This is a genomic window from Wolbachia endosymbiont (group A) of Chalcis sispes (genome assembly GCF_964026765.1).
Taxonomy (GTDB): domain Bacteria; phylum Pseudomonadota; class Alphaproteobacteria; order Rickettsiales; family Anaplasmataceae; genus Wolbachia; species Wolbachia pipientis.
The window spans coordinates 410,144-431,245 of record NZ_OZ034697.1; the positions used below are offsets into that span (position 1 = coordinate 410,144).

The 21,102-nt window shown below is 35.4% G+C and carries 17 protein-coding genes; 7 read left to right on the forward strand and 10 right to left on the reverse strand.

Annotated elements, in window-relative coordinates; translation table 11 throughout:
* The first annotated feature begins 3 nt into the window (after positions 1 to 3).
* Complete coding sequence (locus AAGD72_RS02100; RefSeq protein ID WP_038249615.1) at positions 4 to 402, forward strand: ribosome-binding factor A; 399 nt, start codon at positions 4 to 6, stop codon at positions 400 to 402.
* A 3-nt stretch (positions 403 to 405) separates the two neighbouring features.
* The gene (gene ubiA, locus AAGD72_RS02105; RefSeq protein WP_341814981.1) at positions 406 to 1,263 is read left to right on the forward strand and encodes a 4-hydroxybenzoate octaprenyltransferase; all 858 of its coding nucleotides are present in this window, start codon (positions 406 to 408) and stop codon (positions 1,261 to 1,263) included.
* 318 nt (positions 1,264 to 1,581) lie between these two features.
* Here ubiA and AAGD72_RS02110 read toward each other — a convergent pair whose 3' ends face one another.
* The 3 genes from AAGD72_RS02110 to AAGD72_RS02120 form a co-directional block, all read right to left on the reverse strand.
* Positions 1,582 to 1,758, reverse strand: a complete 177-nt coding sequence (locus AAGD72_RS02110; protein WP_179945710.1) for a hypothetical protein — start codon at positions 1,756 to 1,758, stop codon at positions 1,582 to 1,584.
* Positions 1,759 to 2,032: 274 nt separating this feature from the next.
* Complete coding sequence (locus tag AAGD72_RS02115) at positions 2,033 to 3,511, reverse strand: UbiD family decarboxylase (RefSeq protein ID WP_341814983.1); 1,479 nt, start codon at positions 3,509 to 3,511, stop codon at positions 2,033 to 2,035.
* A 47-nt stretch (positions 3,512 to 3,558) separates the two neighbouring features.
* Positions 3,559 to 5,439, reverse strand: coding sequence for a DUF3857 domain-containing protein (locus tag AAGD72_RS02120; protein ID WP_341814985.1), 1,881 nt, complete (start codon positions 5,437 to 5,439; stop codon positions 3,559 to 3,561).
* 424 nt (positions 5,440 to 5,863) lie between these two features.
* Between AAGD72_RS02120 and AAGD72_RS02125 the strand changes: the two genes are divergently transcribed.
* Both AAGD72_RS02125 and AAGD72_RS02130 read left to right on the forward strand, forming a co-directional pair.
* The gene (locus AAGD72_RS02125) at positions 5,864 to 6,622 is read left to right on the forward strand and encodes a DsbA family protein (protein WP_010963174.1); all 759 of its coding nucleotides are present in this window, start codon (positions 5,864 to 5,866) and stop codon (positions 6,620 to 6,622) included.
* Positions 6,623 to 6,813: 191 nt separating this feature from the next.
* Positions 6,814 to 7,410 carry a TIGR02217 family protein gene (locus tag AAGD72_RS02130; protein ID WP_341814986.1) on the forward strand — a complete coding sequence of 199 codons (597 nt, stop codon included), beginning with the start codon at positions 6,814 to 6,816 and terminating at the stop codon, positions 7,408 to 7,410.
* 123 nt (positions 7,411 to 7,533) lie between these two features.
* Here the strand turns inward: AAGD72_RS02130 and AAGD72_RS02135 are convergent, their stop codons facing one another.
* From AAGD72_RS02135 to AAGD72_RS02150, 4 genes are all read right to left on the reverse strand, one after another.
* Entirely contained in the window at positions 7,534 to 8,322 is a 789-nt protein-coding gene (locus tag AAGD72_RS02135) for a hypothetical protein (RefSeq protein WP_341814988.1), read from the reverse strand.
* A 245-nt stretch (positions 8,323 to 8,567) separates the two neighbouring features.
* The gene (locus tag AAGD72_RS02140) at positions 8,568 to 11,213 is read right to left on the reverse strand and encodes a 2-oxoglutarate dehydrogenase E1 component (protein ID WP_341814989.1); all 2,646 of its coding nucleotides are present in this window, start codon (positions 11,211 to 11,213) and stop codon (positions 8,568 to 8,570) included.
* 77 nt (positions 11,214 to 11,290) lie between these two features.
* Entirely contained in the window at positions 11,291 to 12,196 is a 906-nt protein-coding gene (locus AAGD72_RS02145) for a DnaJ domain-containing protein (protein WP_246165596.1), read from the reverse strand.
* 210 nt (positions 12,197 to 12,406) lie between these two features.
* Positions 12,407 to 13,363 carry an IS5 family transposase gene (locus AAGD72_RS02150; RefSeq protein ID WP_341814569.1) on the reverse strand — a complete coding sequence of 319 codons (957 nt, stop codon included), beginning with the start codon at positions 13,361 to 13,363 and terminating at the stop codon, positions 12,407 to 12,409.
* A 191-nt stretch (positions 13,364 to 13,554) separates the two neighbouring features.
* Between AAGD72_RS02150 and AAGD72_RS02155 the strand changes: the two genes are divergently transcribed.
* From AAGD72_RS02155 to AAGD72_RS02165, 3 genes are read left to right on the forward strand one after another with little or no spacing between them, the layout of a single operon-like run.
* The gene (locus AAGD72_RS02155; RefSeq protein ID WP_341814991.1) at positions 13,555 to 15,108 is read left to right on the forward strand and encodes a UDP-N-acetylmuramoyl-L-alanine--D-glutamate ligase; all 1,554 of its coding nucleotides are present in this window, start codon (positions 13,555 to 13,557) and stop codon (positions 15,106 to 15,108) included.
* A 6-nt stretch (positions 15,109 to 15,114) separates the two neighbouring features.
* Complete coding sequence (locus AAGD72_RS02160; protein WP_065106633.1) at positions 15,115 to 15,705, forward strand: COQ9 family protein; 591 nt, start codon at positions 15,115 to 15,117, stop codon at positions 15,703 to 15,705.
* A 4-nt stretch (positions 15,706 to 15,709) separates the two neighbouring features.
* On the forward strand, positions 15,710 to 16,042 hold the full coding sequence (locus tag AAGD72_RS02165) for a hypothetical protein (protein WP_006279274.1): 333 nt from the start codon (positions 15,710 to 15,712) through the stop codon (positions 16,040 to 16,042).
* Here AAGD72_RS02165 and rsmD read toward each other — a convergent pair.
* The 3 genes from rsmD to AAGD72_RS02180 form a co-directional block, all read right to left on the reverse strand.
* On the reverse strand, positions 16,000 to 16,548 hold the full coding sequence (gene rsmD / locus AAGD72_RS02170; protein ID WP_006280837.1) for a 16S rRNA (guanine(966)-N(2))-methyltransferase RsmD: 549 nt from the start codon (positions 16,546 to 16,548) through the stop codon (positions 16,000 to 16,002). The two genes, AAGD72_RS02165 and rsmD, sit on opposite strands and share 43 nt — an antisense overlap.
* Before the next feature lie 122 nt (positions 16,549 to 16,670).
* Positions 16,671 to 17,303: a hypothetical protein gene (locus AAGD72_RS02175; RefSeq protein ID WP_007549230.1), complete on the reverse strand. Its 633-nt coding sequence runs from the start codon at positions 17,301 to 17,303 to the stop codon at positions 16,671 to 16,673.
* Positions 17,293 to 21,024: a type IV secretion system protein gene (locus AAGD72_RS02180; RefSeq protein ID WP_265023546.1), complete on the reverse strand. Its 3,732-nt coding sequence runs from the start codon at positions 21,022 to 21,024 to the stop codon at positions 17,293 to 17,295. Before AAGD72_RS02180 ends, AAGD72_RS02175 begins: the two co-directional genes overlap by 11 nt.
* Positions 21,025 to 21,102 lie beyond the last annotated feature (78 nt).

Below are 21,102 nucleotides of genomic sequence, written 5' to 3' on the forward strand. Positions count from 1 at the left end.
GATATGAAAAAGGAAATTAGAAACCTAAAGATAGCATCGGTATTGCATAGAGCAATATCAAGAATTCTAATGGAAGGTAAGGTGTTCAATAAAAATGTAGCGGTATCTGACGTAAAATTAAGTAAAGATTTGAAAAAAGCAGATGTATATATTGTGTTATCTTCATTGAATATTCAAGTAGCTGACTACTTAGATCCAGAAAAAAGACGCACTGGAGATCCTTCTGAGAATAATTGTGATATTAACACTGTTGTTAATGAAATGAACCAGTCTGCATGGTCAATACGTAAATCTATATTGTGTTATGTTGATTTGCGATTTATACCTGAGTTAGTTTTCAAGCCTGATTTAGCGTTCGATAATTTTGTTAATGTAAGCAAAATATTACATAATCACACTTAATTAATGCATTTCAATCGTTACTTTTCATTAATGAGGTTGCACAGTTTAACGGGTTTGTGGCTTGTGCTATTTCCCAGTTTGAGCGGTATTCTTTTAGCCTCAACTTCTCTATCGTATCAGGCTCTTTTTCTCCTTGTTTTGTTTACTATAGGTGCATTTTTAATGAGACCCGCAGGGTGCATAATCAATGATATCTTCGATAGAAAAATAGATGCGCACGTTGAACGAACAAAATATAGGCCACTTGCAAGTGGTGCATTAAACATAAAGCAGGCTTTAGCTTTACTTTCACTGCTACTGTCTATTGCCCTGGTAATCTTATTATTAACTAATAAAACTACACTTATACTTGGAATAATCTCAATGTGTATGATAGCTACTTACCCTTTATTAAAGCGGTATGTTTGGTGGCCACAATTGTTCTTAGGGTTTACCTTCAATATGGGATCGCTCATGGGCTCAGCAGCAATAACAAACCAGATCAGTATAGAATCCTTGCTGTTTTATATAGGATGCGTCTTCTGGACACTGAGCTATGACACCATATACGCCCATCAAGATAAAAAAGATGATGAAAAACTCGGGATGAAATCTACCGCATTATATTTTGGTGATACAACAAAATCTTGGTTGAAAAGATTTTATTTAATATCTCTTATGACGTGGCTATATGCTGGTATCTTATCATCATTAAATAACATTTTTTATATTGCTCTACTTGCTGTAGGGTTCATATTTCACCGCCAATACAAAAATTTCAATCCTGACGATCCCAGTCAATGCATGTCCATATTTAAAAATAATTCCTACGTAGGGTTGCTTCTCTTTTTTGGCATCCTTTTAGATAGAATTATCACCTAGGTCTCAAGAGTTTTGGCTCTAATGAAGTCAATAAACTCAGGTACTCGCAGAAACGAAAATTGCTTGACACCCTTCGCCAGCCCTCTTATCATGAAACTGAAGCTATTGTATTTGCTTTCGCCAATCTGCAGATTAAAAGGTAAGGATTACTTAATGTATCGGCGTCTTATGTTCAATTTTTTGCAGTATATAGATACTGTATGTCTTTACAAAACTTCATCTACATCTAGATTTTTATCTAAATAAGCTGAACGCGCTTATAAAGCGTTACAAGACATCAAAAAATGCCAATACTCGACAGAGATAGTAAAAGACTAGCTAACTCGGGGATTCTTTGTCTTTTTTTCTGCTTAGTAAATTTCTTAAACATTTGCAGCGTAAGTTAGTTGCAATTAAAAGCGGCTGAATCTCGCTTGTCAAGCGTTTAAAACATAAAAAACGCCAATATTTTAAAGCGGATAATAACCCCAGGGCTTCTTTTGCCTTTTTTTTCATTTGGTAAATTTCTTAATATTTACAGCTAAACAACAACCGTCATCCCTAAGTATCCCGCTGCTTGTTAGCGGCTGAGATACCGCGAATGAATCGCGGTATGACGGTTCGCGGCAGGATGACGATAAGCTCGTCATCCCACTACTTGTTAGCGGCTAAGAGATACCGCGGCGGTATAGCTATAGGATGACAAAAAAAGGGCACTGTGACGCACAATTATCAGTTAATGCAGCATTATAAAAAACGCCAAACTTTTTTCTGCTTTTATGCAAGAAGTCTAGTCCATATATTCCTCCCACTTCTCCGCGACTTTCCTTACTATTTCCTCACTCATCTCAATTTTCTTTCCCCACTCTCGTTTGGTTTCAGGCGGGATTTTATTTGTCGCATCAAATCCCATCTTACCTCCAAGTCCACTTTCAGGGGAAGCAAAGTCTAAATAATCAATAGGTGCATTTTCTATCATGATTGTATCACGCACAGGGTCCATCCTTGTTGACATTGCCCACATCACTTCCTTCCAATCACGTATATTTATATCATCATCAACAACGATAATAAACTTCGTGTATAAAAATTGCTTTAGAAAGGAAAGTATGCCCATAACAATTCTTTTTGCCTGCCCTGGATAGGATTTTTTTATCGACACTACCGCTATTCTATATGAGCAACCTTCCGGTGGCAGATAAAAGTCCACTATCTCTGGAAATTGATTGATAAGAATGGGCACAAAAATTTCGTTGAGTGCTTCACCAAGAATCGATGGTTCATCAGGTGGCTTGCCAGTGAAAGTGCTGAGATAAATTGGATTTTTGCGCATAGTAATTGCAGTAATATTAAATTCTGGAAATTGCTCAACAGAATTATAGTAGCCAGTGTGGTCTCCATATGGTCCCTCATCTTGATATCTATCCAAACTCACATAGCCTTCCAGAACGATTTCCGCGTGAGCTGGCACTTGAAGTGGAATAGTCTTACAATTTACAAGTTCAAGCGGCTTCTTTCGCAGCAGTCCAGCAAATTGGTATTCTGACAATGTTTCTGGCACTGGAGTTACCGCAGCAATAATCGTTGCAGGATCACTACCGATCACAGCAGCAGCAGGAAATTTCATATTTCTGCCTTCTTCCTTCCAACGCTTATGGTGAGTTGCGCCACCCCTGTGTGCAAGCCAACGCATTAGTGTTGTTTTTTTATCTATAACCTGCATACGATATATTCCAAGATTAAAATTATCTTGCTTTTCTTTCGTGGGTCCTTTCGTTACCACAATTGGCCAGGTGATAAGTGGTGCAGGTTCATTTGGCCAGCATGTTTGAATGGGCAGTAGACTTAGGTCCACTTCATCTCCGGTTAGCACTACCTCTTGACATGGAGCCTTGCTCACGACTTTACTTCGCATCGATAACACGACTTTCAACAAAGGAAACATTTTTATAGCATCCTTAAAGTTTTTTGGCGGCTCAGGTGATTGCAAAAATGCTAAAAGTTTACCAAGATCTCTTAGTTCATCAGGGTTTATGTTCAACCCCAATGCAATCCTCTTAATAGTACCAAATAAATTCACCAAAACTGGAATCGAATTTTTGCCATTTTCTGTGATAACATTTTCAAAAATGATCGCTGGCCCTTTGCTTGACAAAACTCTGCGATGAATTTCTGTCATTTCAAGAACTGTTGAAACTTCCTCCTTAATCCTAATCAGATCTTTTTTTTCTTCTAAGGCTTTGATGAAGTCACGTAAGTTGTTGTACATATTTTAAAGATTTTAAGTCTTTTAAGAAGTGTTTTTCCCAGCACAACCTATTCACTTATTATTATAGAGGCTCTAGAAAAATTATTCTCCAGCTCGCTTTTTAAGTTTTTATATTCAGTAGTGTTTAACTCTTCATTGGTAATAAAGCTTTTCTGTATAGCTACTATATCATTTAATTCTGTGCTGCCATTTTGATGTTTACATGACCTATTTACATATAACCATGGAGAATTTATTTCAAAATTCAATTCTGCACAGTTTTTAATCGCAATGTCTTTTATTACCGTATGCGTTTCACGAGTATGAGGAGTACCTATAAAAATGTCTGACACTTGGTCAGAAACTGTATTTACGACACCATTAAGCAAATTATTTTCTAAAGTTAAAACAAGTCCTAGGTTCGTCCTAAAAACTTTATTTTTTTGTTGTAATTCATACTTAATTGTAAGATCCTCTACATTACGCGAAGTAAGATCAGGCAATTCTAAGAATTTCTTTTCTTTTTCATTAAGATATACCCCACTAATTATATAAAAAACAGAATCTCTTAACTGCTCGTTTGAGTAATATAATCCAGCACTTGCTAAGCTCATAGCTGACTCCCCTTGCATAGTAAGCTGACCACGTTCGTTTACAACATTATCTTGTATAGTTAATTCACTATGGGATATAATTTTTGAATTTTCAGCTTGTACAGCAGGAATTTTTGTGTAGCTAACTTCTTTAGAATCCAATACTAAAGCAACTTTGTCAGCAACATCTGGAAAAATACCTTGTGCCATACTAACCTTATTAGTCGGATCAATCCAATATATTTTTCCACCTTTATTTGTTACTCTGAGCATCGTATGATTAAAATTACCCAGATTAGGTAATGCTTCGGAATTAGGAATGCTAGTAATTCCTCTCATAACTAGAGTAGGTTGAACTCTGTAACCAAGTTTTTGTAAAATAGCAGCCGTACTAACAGAAAAATCCTTACAATCTCCAGTTTGATAATCAGCAATTTTCTCTAAATCTCTTGGAAAAAATCGTCCTGACACTGTACGCCAATCTCCCGTGTATTGAATTTTCTCATTCAACAAAGAAGTAACAACGTTAATTTTCTCTTCATCAGTACCCTCATTGGCAGCAGATTCTGCTATGGCCGTAAAAATTGTAGGAAGTGGCTGAGTAATGACGTTATAATATCCAGGAGCTAATTTTTTTGCTAAATCCTCCCATTTAGATAGGCTTGACAGTGATACCCAAGTATTGTGCTCAAAATTCAATATTCCATTATGTGGCTCATTTATCAAACCTTCATAAATTGCCTTTTTTAAAGTAATGCTTATAGAATGTACACCATTCTTTTTCTCCTCAGCGATCTTTAATACGTTTCTTGGATCATTCACACTAATCTCTAGAGGCAACTCAGAATTGATTTTAGTATTCTCTGCTTGAAAATACCGCCCATAATAAGAAAAGTGCAAACCATAAAAATTATCAATAGGAACTTTTTTATGAATTTGTTTATATTTTAGATATACTTCTGCACCAATTGTCATTTTAGGAAATGATATGGTTACTTGCCTTAGCTGATCGAAACCTTGAGGACTAGCCAACGCCTTGTCCTCTATCATGTTTTTAGCGACTACGTATTCCCTCCCATTGTAAGCTGTTTTAGCTTCTAAAATAGTGAGGTCTGCACTATCACCATTATAAATAAGACTGTATGGGGAGAATGCACTACGCCCAGATTCCTTGAGTACTTTTGCTTGGAGTTCTGATTCTAATTCATAAGTACCATCCCCATTAATATTAATGGTACTATTAGAAATTTTGATCTCAATGGGAGCATCTTCATACTTAGTCCACCTTGCTTCAACTGGAGGAGTTATAAAAAACACTAACAATGTTAAGTTAAAAAGAGTTTTTAAAAATTTCATTATGACACTCATATAGAATATTTAAAATTATCGGCATATTGACTGAAAAATTGTTTTATTACACCCACACGACGCGACCATACACTGCAATAAACTCAGCAAATGGGAAAAAGAGAAGCTTACTTCCTAGAATGGCTATTTCCTTTTTTTTACCAATATTTATCGCCGCGTTTGTTAGCATTATACATGGCAGTTATAAGATAATCAACTACCAAAATGTTTCACCACCCTCATCACCAAGTCTTCTGATGAACTTTGTGGTAATGTGCTTGAGTTTTATTGTGTAAAGTTTGCATTTGAGGCAAAACTGGTTATAAAATACACTTGATACAAATGTTTTTATATATTAACATTAGATGCTTCTTTTAATATACAGATAAATGTGTACTAAAAGTTTTATGTTGTAGGTTTTTAAATAAATTGTATGTCTAGAATATCGTTTTTATTAATTTTAATAATAGCAATAGCAAGCTTGCCGATAATAAACAATTGGCTTTCAAATCGCAGCCAAATGCTAAACGATGATTATATAGGTGAGAAATTAGATAATTATATAAGCAGAAATTTTGATAAGATCGTAAAAACTCTCAAAGAGGAGTCGATTAAAAGTAGTTACGCTGCTCGAGATAATGTAACCAAAAGTAAAATTTCACAATACAAGGATCAAATATTTGACCTTACTTATCCTTACTCCGGAAATGAAAATAGTAGTGTTATAGCTGTAGGCTTCCTTGACTATTCTTGTGGACATTGCAAAGCTATAAAGAATGATATAAAGCAGTTAATTAACGACGGCAAAATTAAGTATATCTTTAGGGATGCTCCAATACTTGGTAACGCTTCTTTAAAGGCAGCAAAAAGTGCTTTAGCTGTCTATTTTCTCGATAAAGAAAAATATTTCGATTTTCACCATGCTGCTTTAAGTCACAAAGGAGAATTTTCAGACGAAAGCATATTGGATATAGTGAAAAACATAGGGATTGATGAGGACGATTTTAATGATTCTATAAAAGATAACGCGGACAAAATTGAGCAAATGATAAACAACAGTAGGCTTCTAGTAAGAGATTTGGGAGTAGGTGGTACACCTTTTTTAATAATTGGAGATAGCCTGTTTGTAGGAGCAACTGATTTGAATGTATTACGCAAAAAAGTAGATGAATTAAGTCACAAGCAAGGCTAGTTACAATTTGCCATAAAATTTTATTTTTTTTGCTTGACAACTCAAATGAACCTGAGTATAGTAATTGTGGGTATGACAGCAGTTTAACTCAGTGGTCTCATCCACTTTCCATAGCGTCATTTGCTATGTGAAACGCTTTCAAATTACAACATTTTCTTCAACCAAACTATTTTACTTTCACAGGAGGACATATGTCATTCACAGAAATTAGATTTCCAGAAAATATATCTTATGGTTCCACTGGAGGACCGGAATTTTCCACTGACGTTGTAACAACTCACAATGGTTGTGAACAGCGCAACATCAATTGGTCTCATGCACGCACTAGATACAACATAGCTTACGGGGTCAGATCAAACGAGCAGCTACTAGAACTAATAACATTTTTTCATGCACGAAAAGGTAAAGCAATAGGGTTTCGTTTTAAGGATTGGTCGGATTTTATAGCCATCAATCAAGAGATTGGTATAGGAGATAACAAAAAAACGACTTTTCAGCTAATCAAAACTTATGTAAGTGGGGAAGATAAGCATATACGTATGATCAAAAAGCCAGTACATGGGACAGTAAAGATTTATTTAAATGGTAAAGAAGAGAGTGAATATTCAGTAAATTATTCAACGGGAGAAATAACATTTATGAAGCCACCAGTAAAAGATGTGATAATCACTGCGAGCTTCGAATTTGATGTGCCCGTGCGCTTTGATACAGATTACTTAAACGCTTCTATTGATGACTATGGAAGCAATAGCTGGAATAACATTCCACTAATAGAGGTAAAATTTTAGTTATAAGCGAGCATAGATCTACATCATAGTAGGGCTACCATAAATTGAAAAAATTAAGCACCACTGAGGCTCTATATTTAAATGAGCCTTAGTATATGCAATTATTTTAAACTTTATCACCAGCTATATACTACAATGTTGCTGAGCTTTGCTAACATTTACACTTGAAGCTTGGGGAGATTCTAACTCAGTGCTTTTTTCTTCCTGCAAAATAGAAAGCTTCAACAACTCCTTTAGAGTTGATTTTGCAAGTGTTGTATCATCTTTGTTTAAGATGTAGTCTAGCATGTTGTTTTTCTGTAAGCGATTAACAAAATATCTATCTTCCTCATTAAGAACCTCTATCTTGTTAATACAAGATAATACTAAATCCGAATTCTTTGTTGCTAAAATTCCATTCAAAAAGATATCTAATTTTGTTTTGTCTTCAGTCAAGTCTCTAGCTAACCTATTTCTGATATTATCATTATCAAGCACAGTGTACTCGAGGTACGAGCAAGGCTCAATAAGTATAAAGTCTTCTAAAGGCACTAGTTCTGGATAGGTGCCAGCGTAATCAAGTATGCCACACTCAGTAATACACCCTCCTTTTCTTATAACACAGCAATTGAGACGATCATGATACATTGATAACAAAGAAAAAAGACGTATTATACTTGTACCTCTATCTTTCATTTCCTCGAAAAGCTTCCTATCATTTATTAATTTGTGCAAAATGTAATCGATAGCAGGACCTGGTTTGCGGAAATGAAACATATTATTCTCTTCAAAAATGGCCTCAGCTAATTCGATAGATTCTTTATCCTCATCTACAAAAGCTTTTTCATTTCTATTTAACTGTATGATCTCAGCTTTGCTATCTCTGCGTAGACCAGTTCTCCTTATTAACATCTCAAATATTTTTGTATTCATATATATCCTATATTAATTAAAGTAAATATTAATAATGTTTACTTTTTAAATAAAAATAAATGAAAATTTTAATAAAAATTATATTTTTTTTAATAGAATAAAAATCTTTTATATTTGCTTGAGTACCAAAAGGGCTTTATTGGTGTAATGCGTTTTCTATTGCGCCTGGCCGCAGCGCGTGATGCAACCGGATTCAAGTGTCAGCTACTTTTATAGCACCACTTCTGCTTCAATAACTGTAAATACTAAGCGATCTGTCTTAAAATCTCCTCTTGTTGCTGAGCATGGACACTAGCATAACCACATGCAGGAGATGCAGCAGCAGGTCTTGCGATACACTTAGGTCTCTTTGCTTGAATATCGAGATTGGACAACACTTCTTCTATCAATGGGTTGACAAAAAACCATCCTCCCATATTTTTTGGTTCTTCTTGACACCATATAATTTCAGCGTTTTTGTACTTTTCAAGTTCATTACTTAGTTTATCTGCAGGAAACGGATAGAATTGTTCTAAACGTATCACTGCTATATCGTTTATTTTTTGTGCTTCACATACTTCAATTATGTCGTAGTAAACTTTACCACTGCATATTACAACTTTACGTATTTTATCATTTAGAACCAAATCTGTTCTATATTCTGGGATTACCGTGAGGAATTTTCCTTCAAAGTCAGATAGGTTAGAAACTGCTCTTTTATGACGCAATAGTGATTTAGGTGTAAACACTACTAAAGGCTTGCGAAAGTCTCTGTGGATTTGCCTGCGTAAAGCATGAAAATAATTTGCTGGAGTAGAGCAATTAACAACTTGCATGTTATCTTCTGCGCAGAGTTGCAAAAATCTCTCTATACGAGCAGAACTATGCTCAGGTCCCTGTCCTTCATAACCATGAGGCAGCAACAAAACTAGACCGCTTGATCGCAACCACTTTGTTTCTGCAGATGCGATAAACTGGTCGATCATAATTTGCGCACCGTTTGCAAAATCACCAAATTGTCCTTCCCAGAGCACCAGTGAATACGGGGAATCAAGGCTATATCCATATTCAAAGCCCATTACAGCATACTCAGATAGTGCGCTATCTATGACCTCAAAGTGAGCTTGCTTTTCATTTATATTGTTTAGCGGAATAAACGCTTCTTCTGTTACCTGATCAACAAGCCTTGAATGACGGTGCGAGAAAGTTCCACGTCCAGAATCTTGTCCTGATAAACGCACTCCTATTCCTTCTGTGAGCAGTGATGCAAATGCAAGACTTTCAGCAGTTGCCCAGTCTATATCGTGACCGGAATTTATACTGTCTATTCTGCCATCGAGTATTCTTCTAACTTTATTGTTGATATTAAAGCTACTTGGGATATTGCTATTTATATGAACACCCAATTTTTTCAGCTCATCTGGCGGAACACCAGAATCCGTGTAGTATTCGCTCAAATCGTTCAACTTTGCTCTTCTTAATTTTGACCACACTCCACCGAACCAGTCAGCTTTTTTTGGAGTATAAGCCGCTGATTCAGCAAGACTTTTATCTAATTTTGCCCTGAATTCACTGCGCAATTTATTTACTTCATCGCCATCTAATACTTTCTCTGCAGTCAATTTTTCTTCATACAATGTTCCAGGAGTTTTATGCTTTGATATCGCCTTATACATAAGTGGCTGAGTGAAATTCGGTTCATCACCCTCATTATGGCCATATTTGCGGTAACATATTATGTCAATCACTACGTCCTTTTTGAATTTCTGCCTATATTCCATCGCCAGACTTGTAGCAAAACTCACAGCTTCTGGGTTATCTCCATTAACGTGAAACACTGGAGCTTCTATTGATTTTGCTACATCAGTACAGTAAAAAGAGGATCGCGCACAACACGGATTAGCAGTAAAACCAACTTGGTTATTAATGACAATGTGCACAATGCCATCCACTTTATAGCCTTCAATATTGCTTAAGGTTAAAGTTTCAGCAACCACTCCTTGACCGATGAAAGCCGCATCACCATGAATTGATATTCCAAGCACAGATCTTATATTCTGTTTTGCTCTTATTCTTCCAGCCAAAACCGGATTTACCGCTTCAAGGTGAGATGGATTAGGGCATAAACTTAAATGTATTTTTTTGCCACTGGCAAGTGCTCGATCAGAAGAATAACCAAGGTGATATTTAACATCACCAGACACCTCAAGACCACTTGGGTATGCAAGGTTGCCTTGAAATTCAGACAGCATTGCCGCATATTCTTTCCCCATAACTTTGGTTAGAACATTGAGTCGTCCGCGGTGAGCCATGCCAAGAACTATTTCTTCAATACCAAAAGCTGCAGAATCACTAATAACTCTTTCAATTGCAACAATAGCTGCCTCTCCACCTTCGATAGAAAAACGCTTATATCCAGGAAATTTCATATGGAGAAATTGCTCGAACATTTCGGATTCGACCAAGTGCCTCAGTATTTCTTTTTTGTCTTGTGAGCTCAGCATATAGGTTTGATTTTCGATCTTTTCCTGCAGCCACATTCTCTCTTCATAAGAGGAAATATGCATAAATTCAAAACCGATATTCTTGCAGTAAATATCTCTATAGATTTCAGCGTCACGTGCTGGGGATAAATTTGAATATTTTTGATAATCTATTTCTTGATTTTCATTTGGTGATAGCGGGTTAAGGTCTGCAAAAAAATGACCGTAGGACCTAAAGAAATTTGCCAAATCAGAAGCCGAATCATCCGTCTTGGTTACATTGCAGGTCTCCGTTTTCTTAACTTCTAAATTACTTGAAAAAATTCTGTTCCAATCTTCCCCGATTGATTTATCGCCCTGCAGATAACGGCTATACATCTCTTCTACAAATTCTGCATTATCACCATGAAGGCAGCTTAAACTCGACATAATCACTATAAAAGGTATCAAATATTATAAGTATAACTTAAGTTTTTTAAAAAAGAACCTTTTTTGACCTTTATAAGTTAAACCCAGACGTTCCGAGAGCTACCAGCAGCACCTTGTTCTTGGCTATTTATTACTTGTTCAGCATTAACTTCATCAAAATTAGGAGAAGGCCATTTTGTTTGTACATAAAACACATCATGTATAGCTTTTGCAACAAGAAGAACTCCAGCAAGAGCAAATGCTGCCACTCCCGCATAACATACGAAAGAGGCATCACATGAAGAGTAAATCGCAAAAGCAACATAACTTGTTAGAACTGCAAGAGCTAACTGACAAAATACACTGGATTTATCAATTCTCCCATACTCGACTAACAACTTCTCAACTTTATTCCTATAAGCTTCACTTTTATGGATGTTTAAAAATCCATAAATGTTTGTATTAGGATCTGCACCATTTTTTAAGAAAAGCTCTACAATTTCAATATTTTGAGACAATATAGCACAAGTTAATGGACTTACCCCTGCATAAGATTTGTTTATATAATCACCAAATTGTCCATTCTTGCTACTCTTGAACTTAGAAAAAAGCTTCTTTAGGTATTCTACATCTCTGCCTAAGGTAGCAGCACTTAAAGAAGAACTCAAATCGTCAGCAGAGTTAATCTCATCTAAGTTCTTCATACAACACTGCATTGTCTTCTTCATGAACATATCAAATCTCTCATCTGACATCCCCATCACATCTTCAAATTCTTCATCTGTCATCTCTGCGATTATTTTTGAACTTCGTACAGTAAGGCACTCATATGCAGCACCTAATTCTTTAAATTTTTCCTCATTTTGTTTTTGCACATCCTTACTCTTACCTGAATGTTTATCAGGATGATATTTAAGGGCTAATTTTCTATATGCTATTGTAATTTCTCGTTCACTGGGATTTGCATTTAAGTCCAATACTTCTAAAGCTTCCTTTCTATTCACAATAAATTTCCTACTGAAATATCTTAAGTTAAGTATAACCCAAAATTTCAAAAAGCAAAGCTTTTTATATTAAATTGTGCCTGTTGCACAATTCCATAACTGTACAAATATTGTTCCACCGGAAAGGGTATCATCCCAGCGCCCTAACTACTTGGATCCAGATTGGCTTTGTTGCATCGCTCTTCGGATAGTAGGTAACGCACAATAAATTTATGAAGCTATCTCAAATTTAGCCATACCAATATCAGTGAACTTATTGAGCAAATAGCATTTAACAAGTAGTTCCTTCTCACGATTAATCTCAGATTTGCTCCTAAAACTAAACCCAAATATTCGCTTCAACCTTGAGAAAAATCCTTCAATATACGATCTTTTTCCGTAATTTACTTCTTCTTTCCATCTTTTTATACCATTCTCACCATGTAATTTCATTAACTGAATAGCGGCATTTCTATCAAGCATATAATCCAATTTTGGATGCTCTGCTGCGTTGTTTTTCGGAGGAATTTTCGTTTTTATACCATATTGATTACACAGCTTATAGAGCTTTTCTCTATCATATGCCCTATCTGCATATAGTACTTTTATGACATACTGAAAATCGACTTCTTTTAGCAAATCACAAGCTCCATAGTGATCAGAGTAGACACCATTACTGTATTTTACAGCTATGGCTTTTTTGCTGTTTGTATTCAACATTACATGCAATTTTCTTGTCTGTTCATAGCTGCGATACTTTCTATCTTCGCTATTTTCCTTGCTATGACCAGGAGTGTTGTTGTATATACTAATTCCTGTACTGTCTATAGCAATTTCGATATCTTCCATATTATTTTTATCAATTCTGCAATCATTGATCTTAATATTAAGTTTCTTAAACCTTCTTGATGATTGTGAATAGCTGATAACTTGCAAATTTTTCCCAATTTGCTCAAGGTATCCTGCTATAAACCCAACTGTTTGCCTCAGGCCTATTCTAAATAAACAAGTTATTATGTGCACCAAAATTACAACTTTATCGCTATAAATATTGTTGCCACCTGGTATTTTTGGACCATTCTCGTACCACTTTTCTATGGCTTCGTTGATATAATGAAAAATATTTCCTCTTTTTTCTAGAAATTTGTTATATTCGCTATGGTTACTGACCCTCATTTTTTGTGGCATATTTTTTCTTTCAAGGTTAAATGGCTATTTTATAATGAATTTTGTCAGTAGCCACCAGATTTTTTCAGTTGCTATGCAACAAAGCCTAAGGGGACTGGCGGAGGGTGTCAAGTAAGTTTTTTCGTTTCTATTGAATGACAGTTGTAACCTACGAAAGAAGTCTGTTGTAATTTGTACGATATCTTTATAAAATGGTTCGCATAAGTTATCTAGCAGTGCAACTAAACAAATATAAAAATCAAAACGTCGCGGTTTTTGGTCTTGGTAAAACTGGTTTATCCGCCATTAACGCTCTAACAAAGAGTGGTGCAAGAATATATGCATGGGATGATCATGAAGAGCAAATAGCAAATGCAAAAATGATGTATAAAAAATGTAATTTTATTCATCCCAAGGAATACAATTGGCATGAGATCAGTGCATTGGTTTTAAGCCCTGGAGTGCCAACAGAGCCACATTGGATAGTAAAACTTGCAAGGAGATTTGATTGCAAAATAAAATCAGACATTGAGCTATTTCTTGAAGCTAAAACTACGAACCAGAAGGTAATAGGCGTCACAGGAACAAATGGTAAATCAACCACTACATCACTAATAGGGCACATATTAAAATCTGCAGGGAAAAAAGTAGCTATTGGTGGAAATTTAGGCGTTCCTGTTTTGGATCTAGAAAGAGATGCAGAAATTTATGTAATCGAACTCTCCTCTTTTCAATTGGAGTTGATGAATGAAATTAACGTGGACATTTCAGCACTGCTCAATATTACACCAGATCACATAGATAGGCATGGAAGTATGGAGAACTACATAGCAACTAAATTAAAACTGATAAACGGTAGTGAGGTTGCCGTAATAGGATGTGACAATGAGATTACTGCTGATATATTCAACAAATTCACTGGAGACAAAATTCCAATCTCAGTAACATATTCCCCGATGTCATTCCAGCGCGTGACGCTGGAATCCAGAAAAGAAAAACCATTGCCAACTACTCAGATGACAGAGGGTGGTGCAAGAGATCTAATATCATTGGCAGGTAACAATTTGCTTGATTATAGTGAACAGATTACTGTTATAGATCGAAATTATCTGGATCCCAGTGTCAGCTACTTGGATGACAAAAGGGGCACTGGGATCCAGAAGATCTCGTTAAAACTAGAGAATCATAGCTTATCAGTAAGCGACGTGAAAATAAACCTAATATCCAACGCAGAAAACATAGCAGCCACATATGCCGTATGTAAGGTACTTGGAGTAGATAGCAACACTATTATCAATGGAATCAAGTCCTTTTCAGGACTGAGGCATAGGAATGAACTGCTTGGCAAAATAAGAAATGTGTTTTTCGTGAACGATAGCAAAGCAACTAATGCAAAATCGAGCGAAAAGGCGATCTTATCTTATGAAAACATAAATTGGATCGCTGGTGGAAGAAGCAAAAAAGGTGGAATAGAATCATTAAGCAAGCATTTTACAAGGGTTAGAAAAGCTTTTCTTATTGGAGAATCAACCGAAGCTTTTGCAAATGTTATGGAGAATAAAGTAGATTATGTTAAATGTTGCAATCTAGAAGATGCATTCAGATTGGCTTTTGAAGAGGCCTTAAATAGCGCAGAAGAAGTAACAATATTACTTTCTCCCGCGTGTGCTTCTTTTGATCAATGGAAAAATTTCGAGGAACGTGGTGAAGCATTTTGTAGAATGTTTGAAAATCTCAGGTACAATCACACATGCTGTTTAGTATGATGTTGCGTGGAACAAAAGTTAATAATAGATAAGCTAATTAGGGTTATTCCATTTGAAGGGATAAGCGATGAAACCCTATTAAAGGTGTGCACTGACCTTAATCTAGCTAATAGCTTTTGCAAATTTCAGAATGGAATATATAGCGCTTTGGAGCACATAGCAGAGGACTTAAATAGCTCAATGGAAGCTGAACTAAGGAATTCTAATTTAGAAGATATGAAAGTGCGAGAGCGAGTAAAGTTAGCCATTCAAATACACCTTTCAAACTATGCTAAGCTACCGAATTATAGAGAACTTTTAAAAAATGTTTTATCATTCTCCGTATCACCAAAAAATACATATTTTTCTAGTAAACTTTTATACAGAACTATTAGTGCGATTTGGTATGGCATTCATGACCAATCAACAGATTTTAACTACTATACAAAAAGAGCAATATTAGCTGGAGTGTACTTAAGTACGATACTTTTTTTTATCAATGATTATTCAGAAGATTTTGCGGATACTTTATCGTTTCTTGATAACCGTATCAACAATGTCATGACATTTCAAAAATTCAAAACTCGCTTAAAAGGAATCATAGGAAATTTCTTATAAGCTATTGATTGTTGGTAGAAAAGTACTTGAGCACGATCCTGAAAAGGTTTGTGAAAATAAAAATATTCATGCTGATCATAAAGAACATTTAGTTTATCGTGAGGATAATAATGGTACAACAAAATACACCAGTTACGAAGAAAAAGAAAATAAATTTATTGAAGAAGCACATGAATATTTAATAGACTCTGAATTTAATAAAAATTTTGATCTAGGGCAGTACAGAATAAGTAATTTCTCCGGAAACTTGACGAAAATAGAACTGGAACTCATCAATGAAAAGTATATGCAAGTTCAAGTTAATAGAGAAAGAAAAATTATTCTCGCTATACCGTAGGTGCGTTCCAAGATTATACTGAAGTTTTTATTGCACTCAAAATCTTCGTTTTTCCTAATCTCTAGAATTATCAATGCATCATCACTTAACCAGCCTGAGTGAGCTAGTCCATTCAACGTTGATTCAACTAGATTGCTATTGTAAGGTGGGTCTATAAAAACTATGTCACATTTTGAAATAGGTTGTGGTAAGCAGTTAGCACTGCAGCAAATTAGCGTAACATTGTCCGTAATTCCAAAATCTTTTGCTGTTTTTTTAGGCAATTGCAAATTGTAATAATCTGAATCTACCATAAATGCATGTTTAGCGCCGCGAGAAAGCGCTTCAAATGAAAAAGAACCACTACCACAGAATAAATCAAGTACATTCAAGTTATAAATAGGTTTTCTTGAGGAAAGCATATTAAATATTGCTTCTCGGACAATACTCATAGTTGGCCGTGCAGCTAAATGCTTACCTGTAGTTATTTTTCTTCCGCGATATTTGCCTGCAATGATGCGTAGCATATTAAATAAGCTCCAAAATAATTAATTATTTATACTATATGATTAATGTCAATATGGCTTTAGCAGTTTAATAGAGAGAAGCTATCGAGTCGCTTGTAAGAAAAACACAAACACAAGACTCATCAGTTATCTTTTTCTGATTTGCCTGCTGCATTAATTGCTTGACCAATCTCATCTTGTAAATCATCATGATCATTTTTTTCATCATGATTTAGCCCTTCAATTCTGCTTTCTAACTCTAACTTAATTATAGTATTGATTTTATCTATATTATCAAGAAAGCCTCTACATTCTTCTTCACTATACTCTTCACCAGATGCTTTTTTTTCAATAAATAGGTTTTTAAATCCTGCTAGATCAGAATTCTGATCGGTATTTAGTACAACATTTCTCTCTATGAAGCTAAGATCTGACAGCAGTAAGCTAACCTCTAACAGATCTTCACTTTTCACGCTTTTAAGGTCTTCAAGACTTTCTAAAATACTAAACACCTTAATCCTTTCTTGTACAATCTCTTTGTCTTCCTTATCAAATTCAGACAATAAACCATGATTATCTACAAATTTCTCACTCAAAGCTTTATTCAATTTAGCAAAATTGACATCCTTGTCAAGTGATGTGTTATCCCGCAACAAGTCTACCCTTGCCCTACGCGCATTTAAAATGTCGTCGTAGTCATTTAACTTTATGTTGCCATCTTTGTCTTGCTGCAATTTATAATAATCAAGGCCTTTGAAATTTTTATTAGTCTTCATCTTCAATCCTCTTCTCATCTCCTTTTGCATCTGGTTTCCTCATTGGTTCCGGTAATTTCCTTTTACTGTCTTCTCGATTTCTTTTTTCCTCTCTTTCAGCACGTTTTTTTATAGCTTCCTGGGTATTCATTTCAAAAAGTGCCTTAACGTACTCTTCTGGATTTTTTGGTTCTTTAAATAAAGGCTTAAGATTATAAACTTCGTCTTTTCGATCTCTTTCTTCTTTTCTTCTAGCTCTTTCAGCACGTTTTTCTACAGCTTCTGGAGTGTTCATTTCAAAAAGTGGTGAGAGGTTGTAAACTTTATCTTGATTTCTTCTGCCTTCTCTTTCAGCACGTTTTTCCATACCTTCAAAAGCAGATCCAAAATCATCAATTTCATCTGAACCTTTTGGTTCCGTGCCTAAATTTCGTGTCACTTCATTTGATTGATCAGGCTTATCTTCTTCTGTTGGCTGATCATGCTGTAGTTGATTAGGCTTGTCTTCTTGTTCTGTGCTTAGTTCTCGTACTACCTTATCTGGCTGACCTCCCCCTCGTAGTCGAAGAGGGTCGCCTTCTTCTAGTGGCTGATCATGGTTATCTCTTACTAGTTCCGTGCCTAACTCTCGTTCTACCTTATTTGATTGATCAGGATTGTCTTTTTCTGGTTCTCTCTTACGGCCGATAGTGTAATCATGAAGCTTCTCTAAGAAATCTCGCCTATATTCTTTTGCTCTATAGAGTAGGTTATGATCATAGCCATGCTTTCCTATAGAGTCAAGACCATGCTCCCAAGTAAACTTCATAGCATCTTCTATTGTATAGCCCAAATGTGATCCTACGTATCCTTTATAATAATCTAAATATTTACCGATCCTTCTGTGTGTAATATCTTCCTTATCAACTCCAAATGCCCTGTAAATTTTTTCCTCGAGCTTATCAACATCATTTTCAGGCGATGTTGCAAACTTCGTTGCTTCAATAGTAGCACCTACAAATTTACGTGGCACATCAATAGCGTATTTCAGCACTCCTCCAACTCTTGGTATCCTACCCAGTAGATTAGCTGTACCTCCGGCTAATCTATCCGGTAAATGAGTAGCCCAATTACCTAAAGATTCTAGTTTTCCACCAATTGCGTCTTGCCAATAATGCTGTTTTAATCCTTCCATTATGCCAACCAAAGGCGATGCTTCATACATTCTAGATATATTGTAAACGCTGAATCCACCACCAGCTATACTTGAGCCCATTTGTTGTACGAACTCGCGTAAGGAGAACATTAAAAATGAAAGCAAGAATAACACAAAGATTTCCCCTGCATTGATTAAATAACCTCTCTGTATGTCTTGCACCCTTTGGTAATCGCTATTTTCTTGATAATTTTTGCAATCCTCACAATCTTTACATTTCTGACAGTATTCACTGTTGGGATCCTTATATAAATCATGAAGTTTCAGTATTCTACAACCTTGTTTTTCTACCGCACTCCGCACTAAAGATCTTATTTCATTAATTATTTCCCTATAACTATTGCATTTATTTATATCTTGACAGTAGCGTTTTATTATTTCACTAACATCACCTATCCTTTTCTCTATATTGTTGATCAGTAATATAATGTCAGCCCTCTCTGATGCATGAGATAAACTATTTGTTAAGCGCACTAGATCTTTTTCACTACAGCCATTACTAACTACCATATCACTTTCTGCAATATAGTGGTCTGCTGGATTATCTTTAGTTCCAGGAATTGGATTAAAGAAAGGATAATCTATATAACGAAACCCTTTTATATGCTCACCATTTTTATCTTTAGGGTAATCTGGTGGAAGCGGGATATATCCAGCACCACCAGTAAATTTTATTGTACCACCTTCTCTGCTTATCTTTTCTATACCTTCTATACTTTTATCTATGTTAAGAGAAGAAGCTTCTCCAAGAGTGTAAGGTACAAAAATTTGCCCTGGGGTCCAACCAAAGTACTGCTTATCAACGATACAAAAACCGCCAAACACCCATTTTGGAGCACATAACTTTACCTCGAACCATTTATTGTAGCATACAGTAAAACCTAGTTGTCTATAAAAGGTGTTCATTATCATTGAAGCCAACAATGACAAGAGAGTAAATATCATAATCGATTGTAAACAAAAACTGATGCAGAATTTTATCCAACCTTCAAATAGACTTTTCAGCGGTGAAAATAAAATAGAAATTAGAAACAGTGGCATGATAGCTATAAGAAAAGCTATACCCATAAAGCCAGAGAGAAATATTATGTAAGCATACAAGCACAACAAGAAGTATAGTACAATCCCTATGAAAATTGCCGGTATCATAAGAAGGCTTGCCCACATTTGGTAATGTAAAAACGCTGCAAACTTTTTCCAAACAGAATAAGCAAAAAATTTATTGAACATGTCCTCCATGAAGCTAAACAACTTAGCTTCATCTCCTTGAGCAATACTTCCGGTGTTCATGTTGGGAGCAAAGTTAGTAATTACACTTATCAATTGTTCAAGACCTTTAACGAATAAAACAAGAAAATGATCATAGAAAAATCTAAAACTTCCAGGAGATATAAGCACTATTACTAGAGTGATTTTCATCATTCTGATGAGCATATCATGCTTAGTTTCTCGTATCATGCCAAAAAGATAAAGAAGCGATGAAATCATTACAAATAGAACAAGCAAGGAAAGAACAAAATTGTGAAAGCTCGTACTTTTTTCAGCTATATTTTCGAACATAGCTTGTGCAACTGCAGGATCATTGCTATTAAAATGTTCTTTGCAATTTTCGTTAATCAATAATACACATTTTAGATAGTTATAAATGTAATCAAAAAACCCAAAACTACTTGGCTGCTGCACTCCACTTAAGAACTCAAAAGAGTAGCCACCTACATTATCTAAGTAATATCTATCTAATATTTTTACATATATTTTCCATCCCTTTTTTAACTTCAACTCATTACAATTTCTGTCCTTTAATTTAGTGTTATCTCTGTCTAAAGTAAAAAATCCATTGTCGCCCTCTGCTGTGGAGTTATAACCTAGATGTACAGTAGGATATTGAGGATCGCGCATTAACTTTAGATTTTCGTTAGGATCATCTTTCCCCGTTTGAAACAAAAGATAAGCACCATGACCGTTGGTAAACCAACATGGAGCACCACGTGATACTGTATTTGCACTATCATCTTCATTAATGCACTTGCAATTTACAGTGCAACTTGCATTAGGCTTACTTGAAAATTTTTGTATGCTAGGTTTATAATCATTACAAACTAAGTGAAAATTAGGTAAACTATTATCACTTTGTTTACCTTCAAATTTAGTTGCATATTTTAACTGCTCCAAGCTTTGTAAGGTATAACTGCCTTTTTTAGATTCCTTCTTGTTATTATTACTCCAAGATGTCCATGCACCATTAACTCGCACTTTTAAACTATCTCCATTGGTTTCGAGTCCGGTATCCTCCCACTTCACCACTTGGTTATGGTGAAAACCATAATTAATTTCGCCAGTTTCAGGATCAATAACTTCTCCATCTCCTGGAATAAACGCATCGTGGTCGCTTGAAAAATGAGCGCTTACTGCAATAGGTTTAGGACCAAAATAGTCAGCAGATATACACCTTGGAAAAGGCATATCGTTTTTACTACAACCTGTGATCAGCACATAAGCTGCAAGAAGTAATACCCTAAACCAACATTTGCCTAAACGTGATTGCATATCTAAACTTTTTCCAAATACAGAATAAATTTCTAAAACTTTACTTAAAATATCTTTTTATTTAGTTACTCCATAATA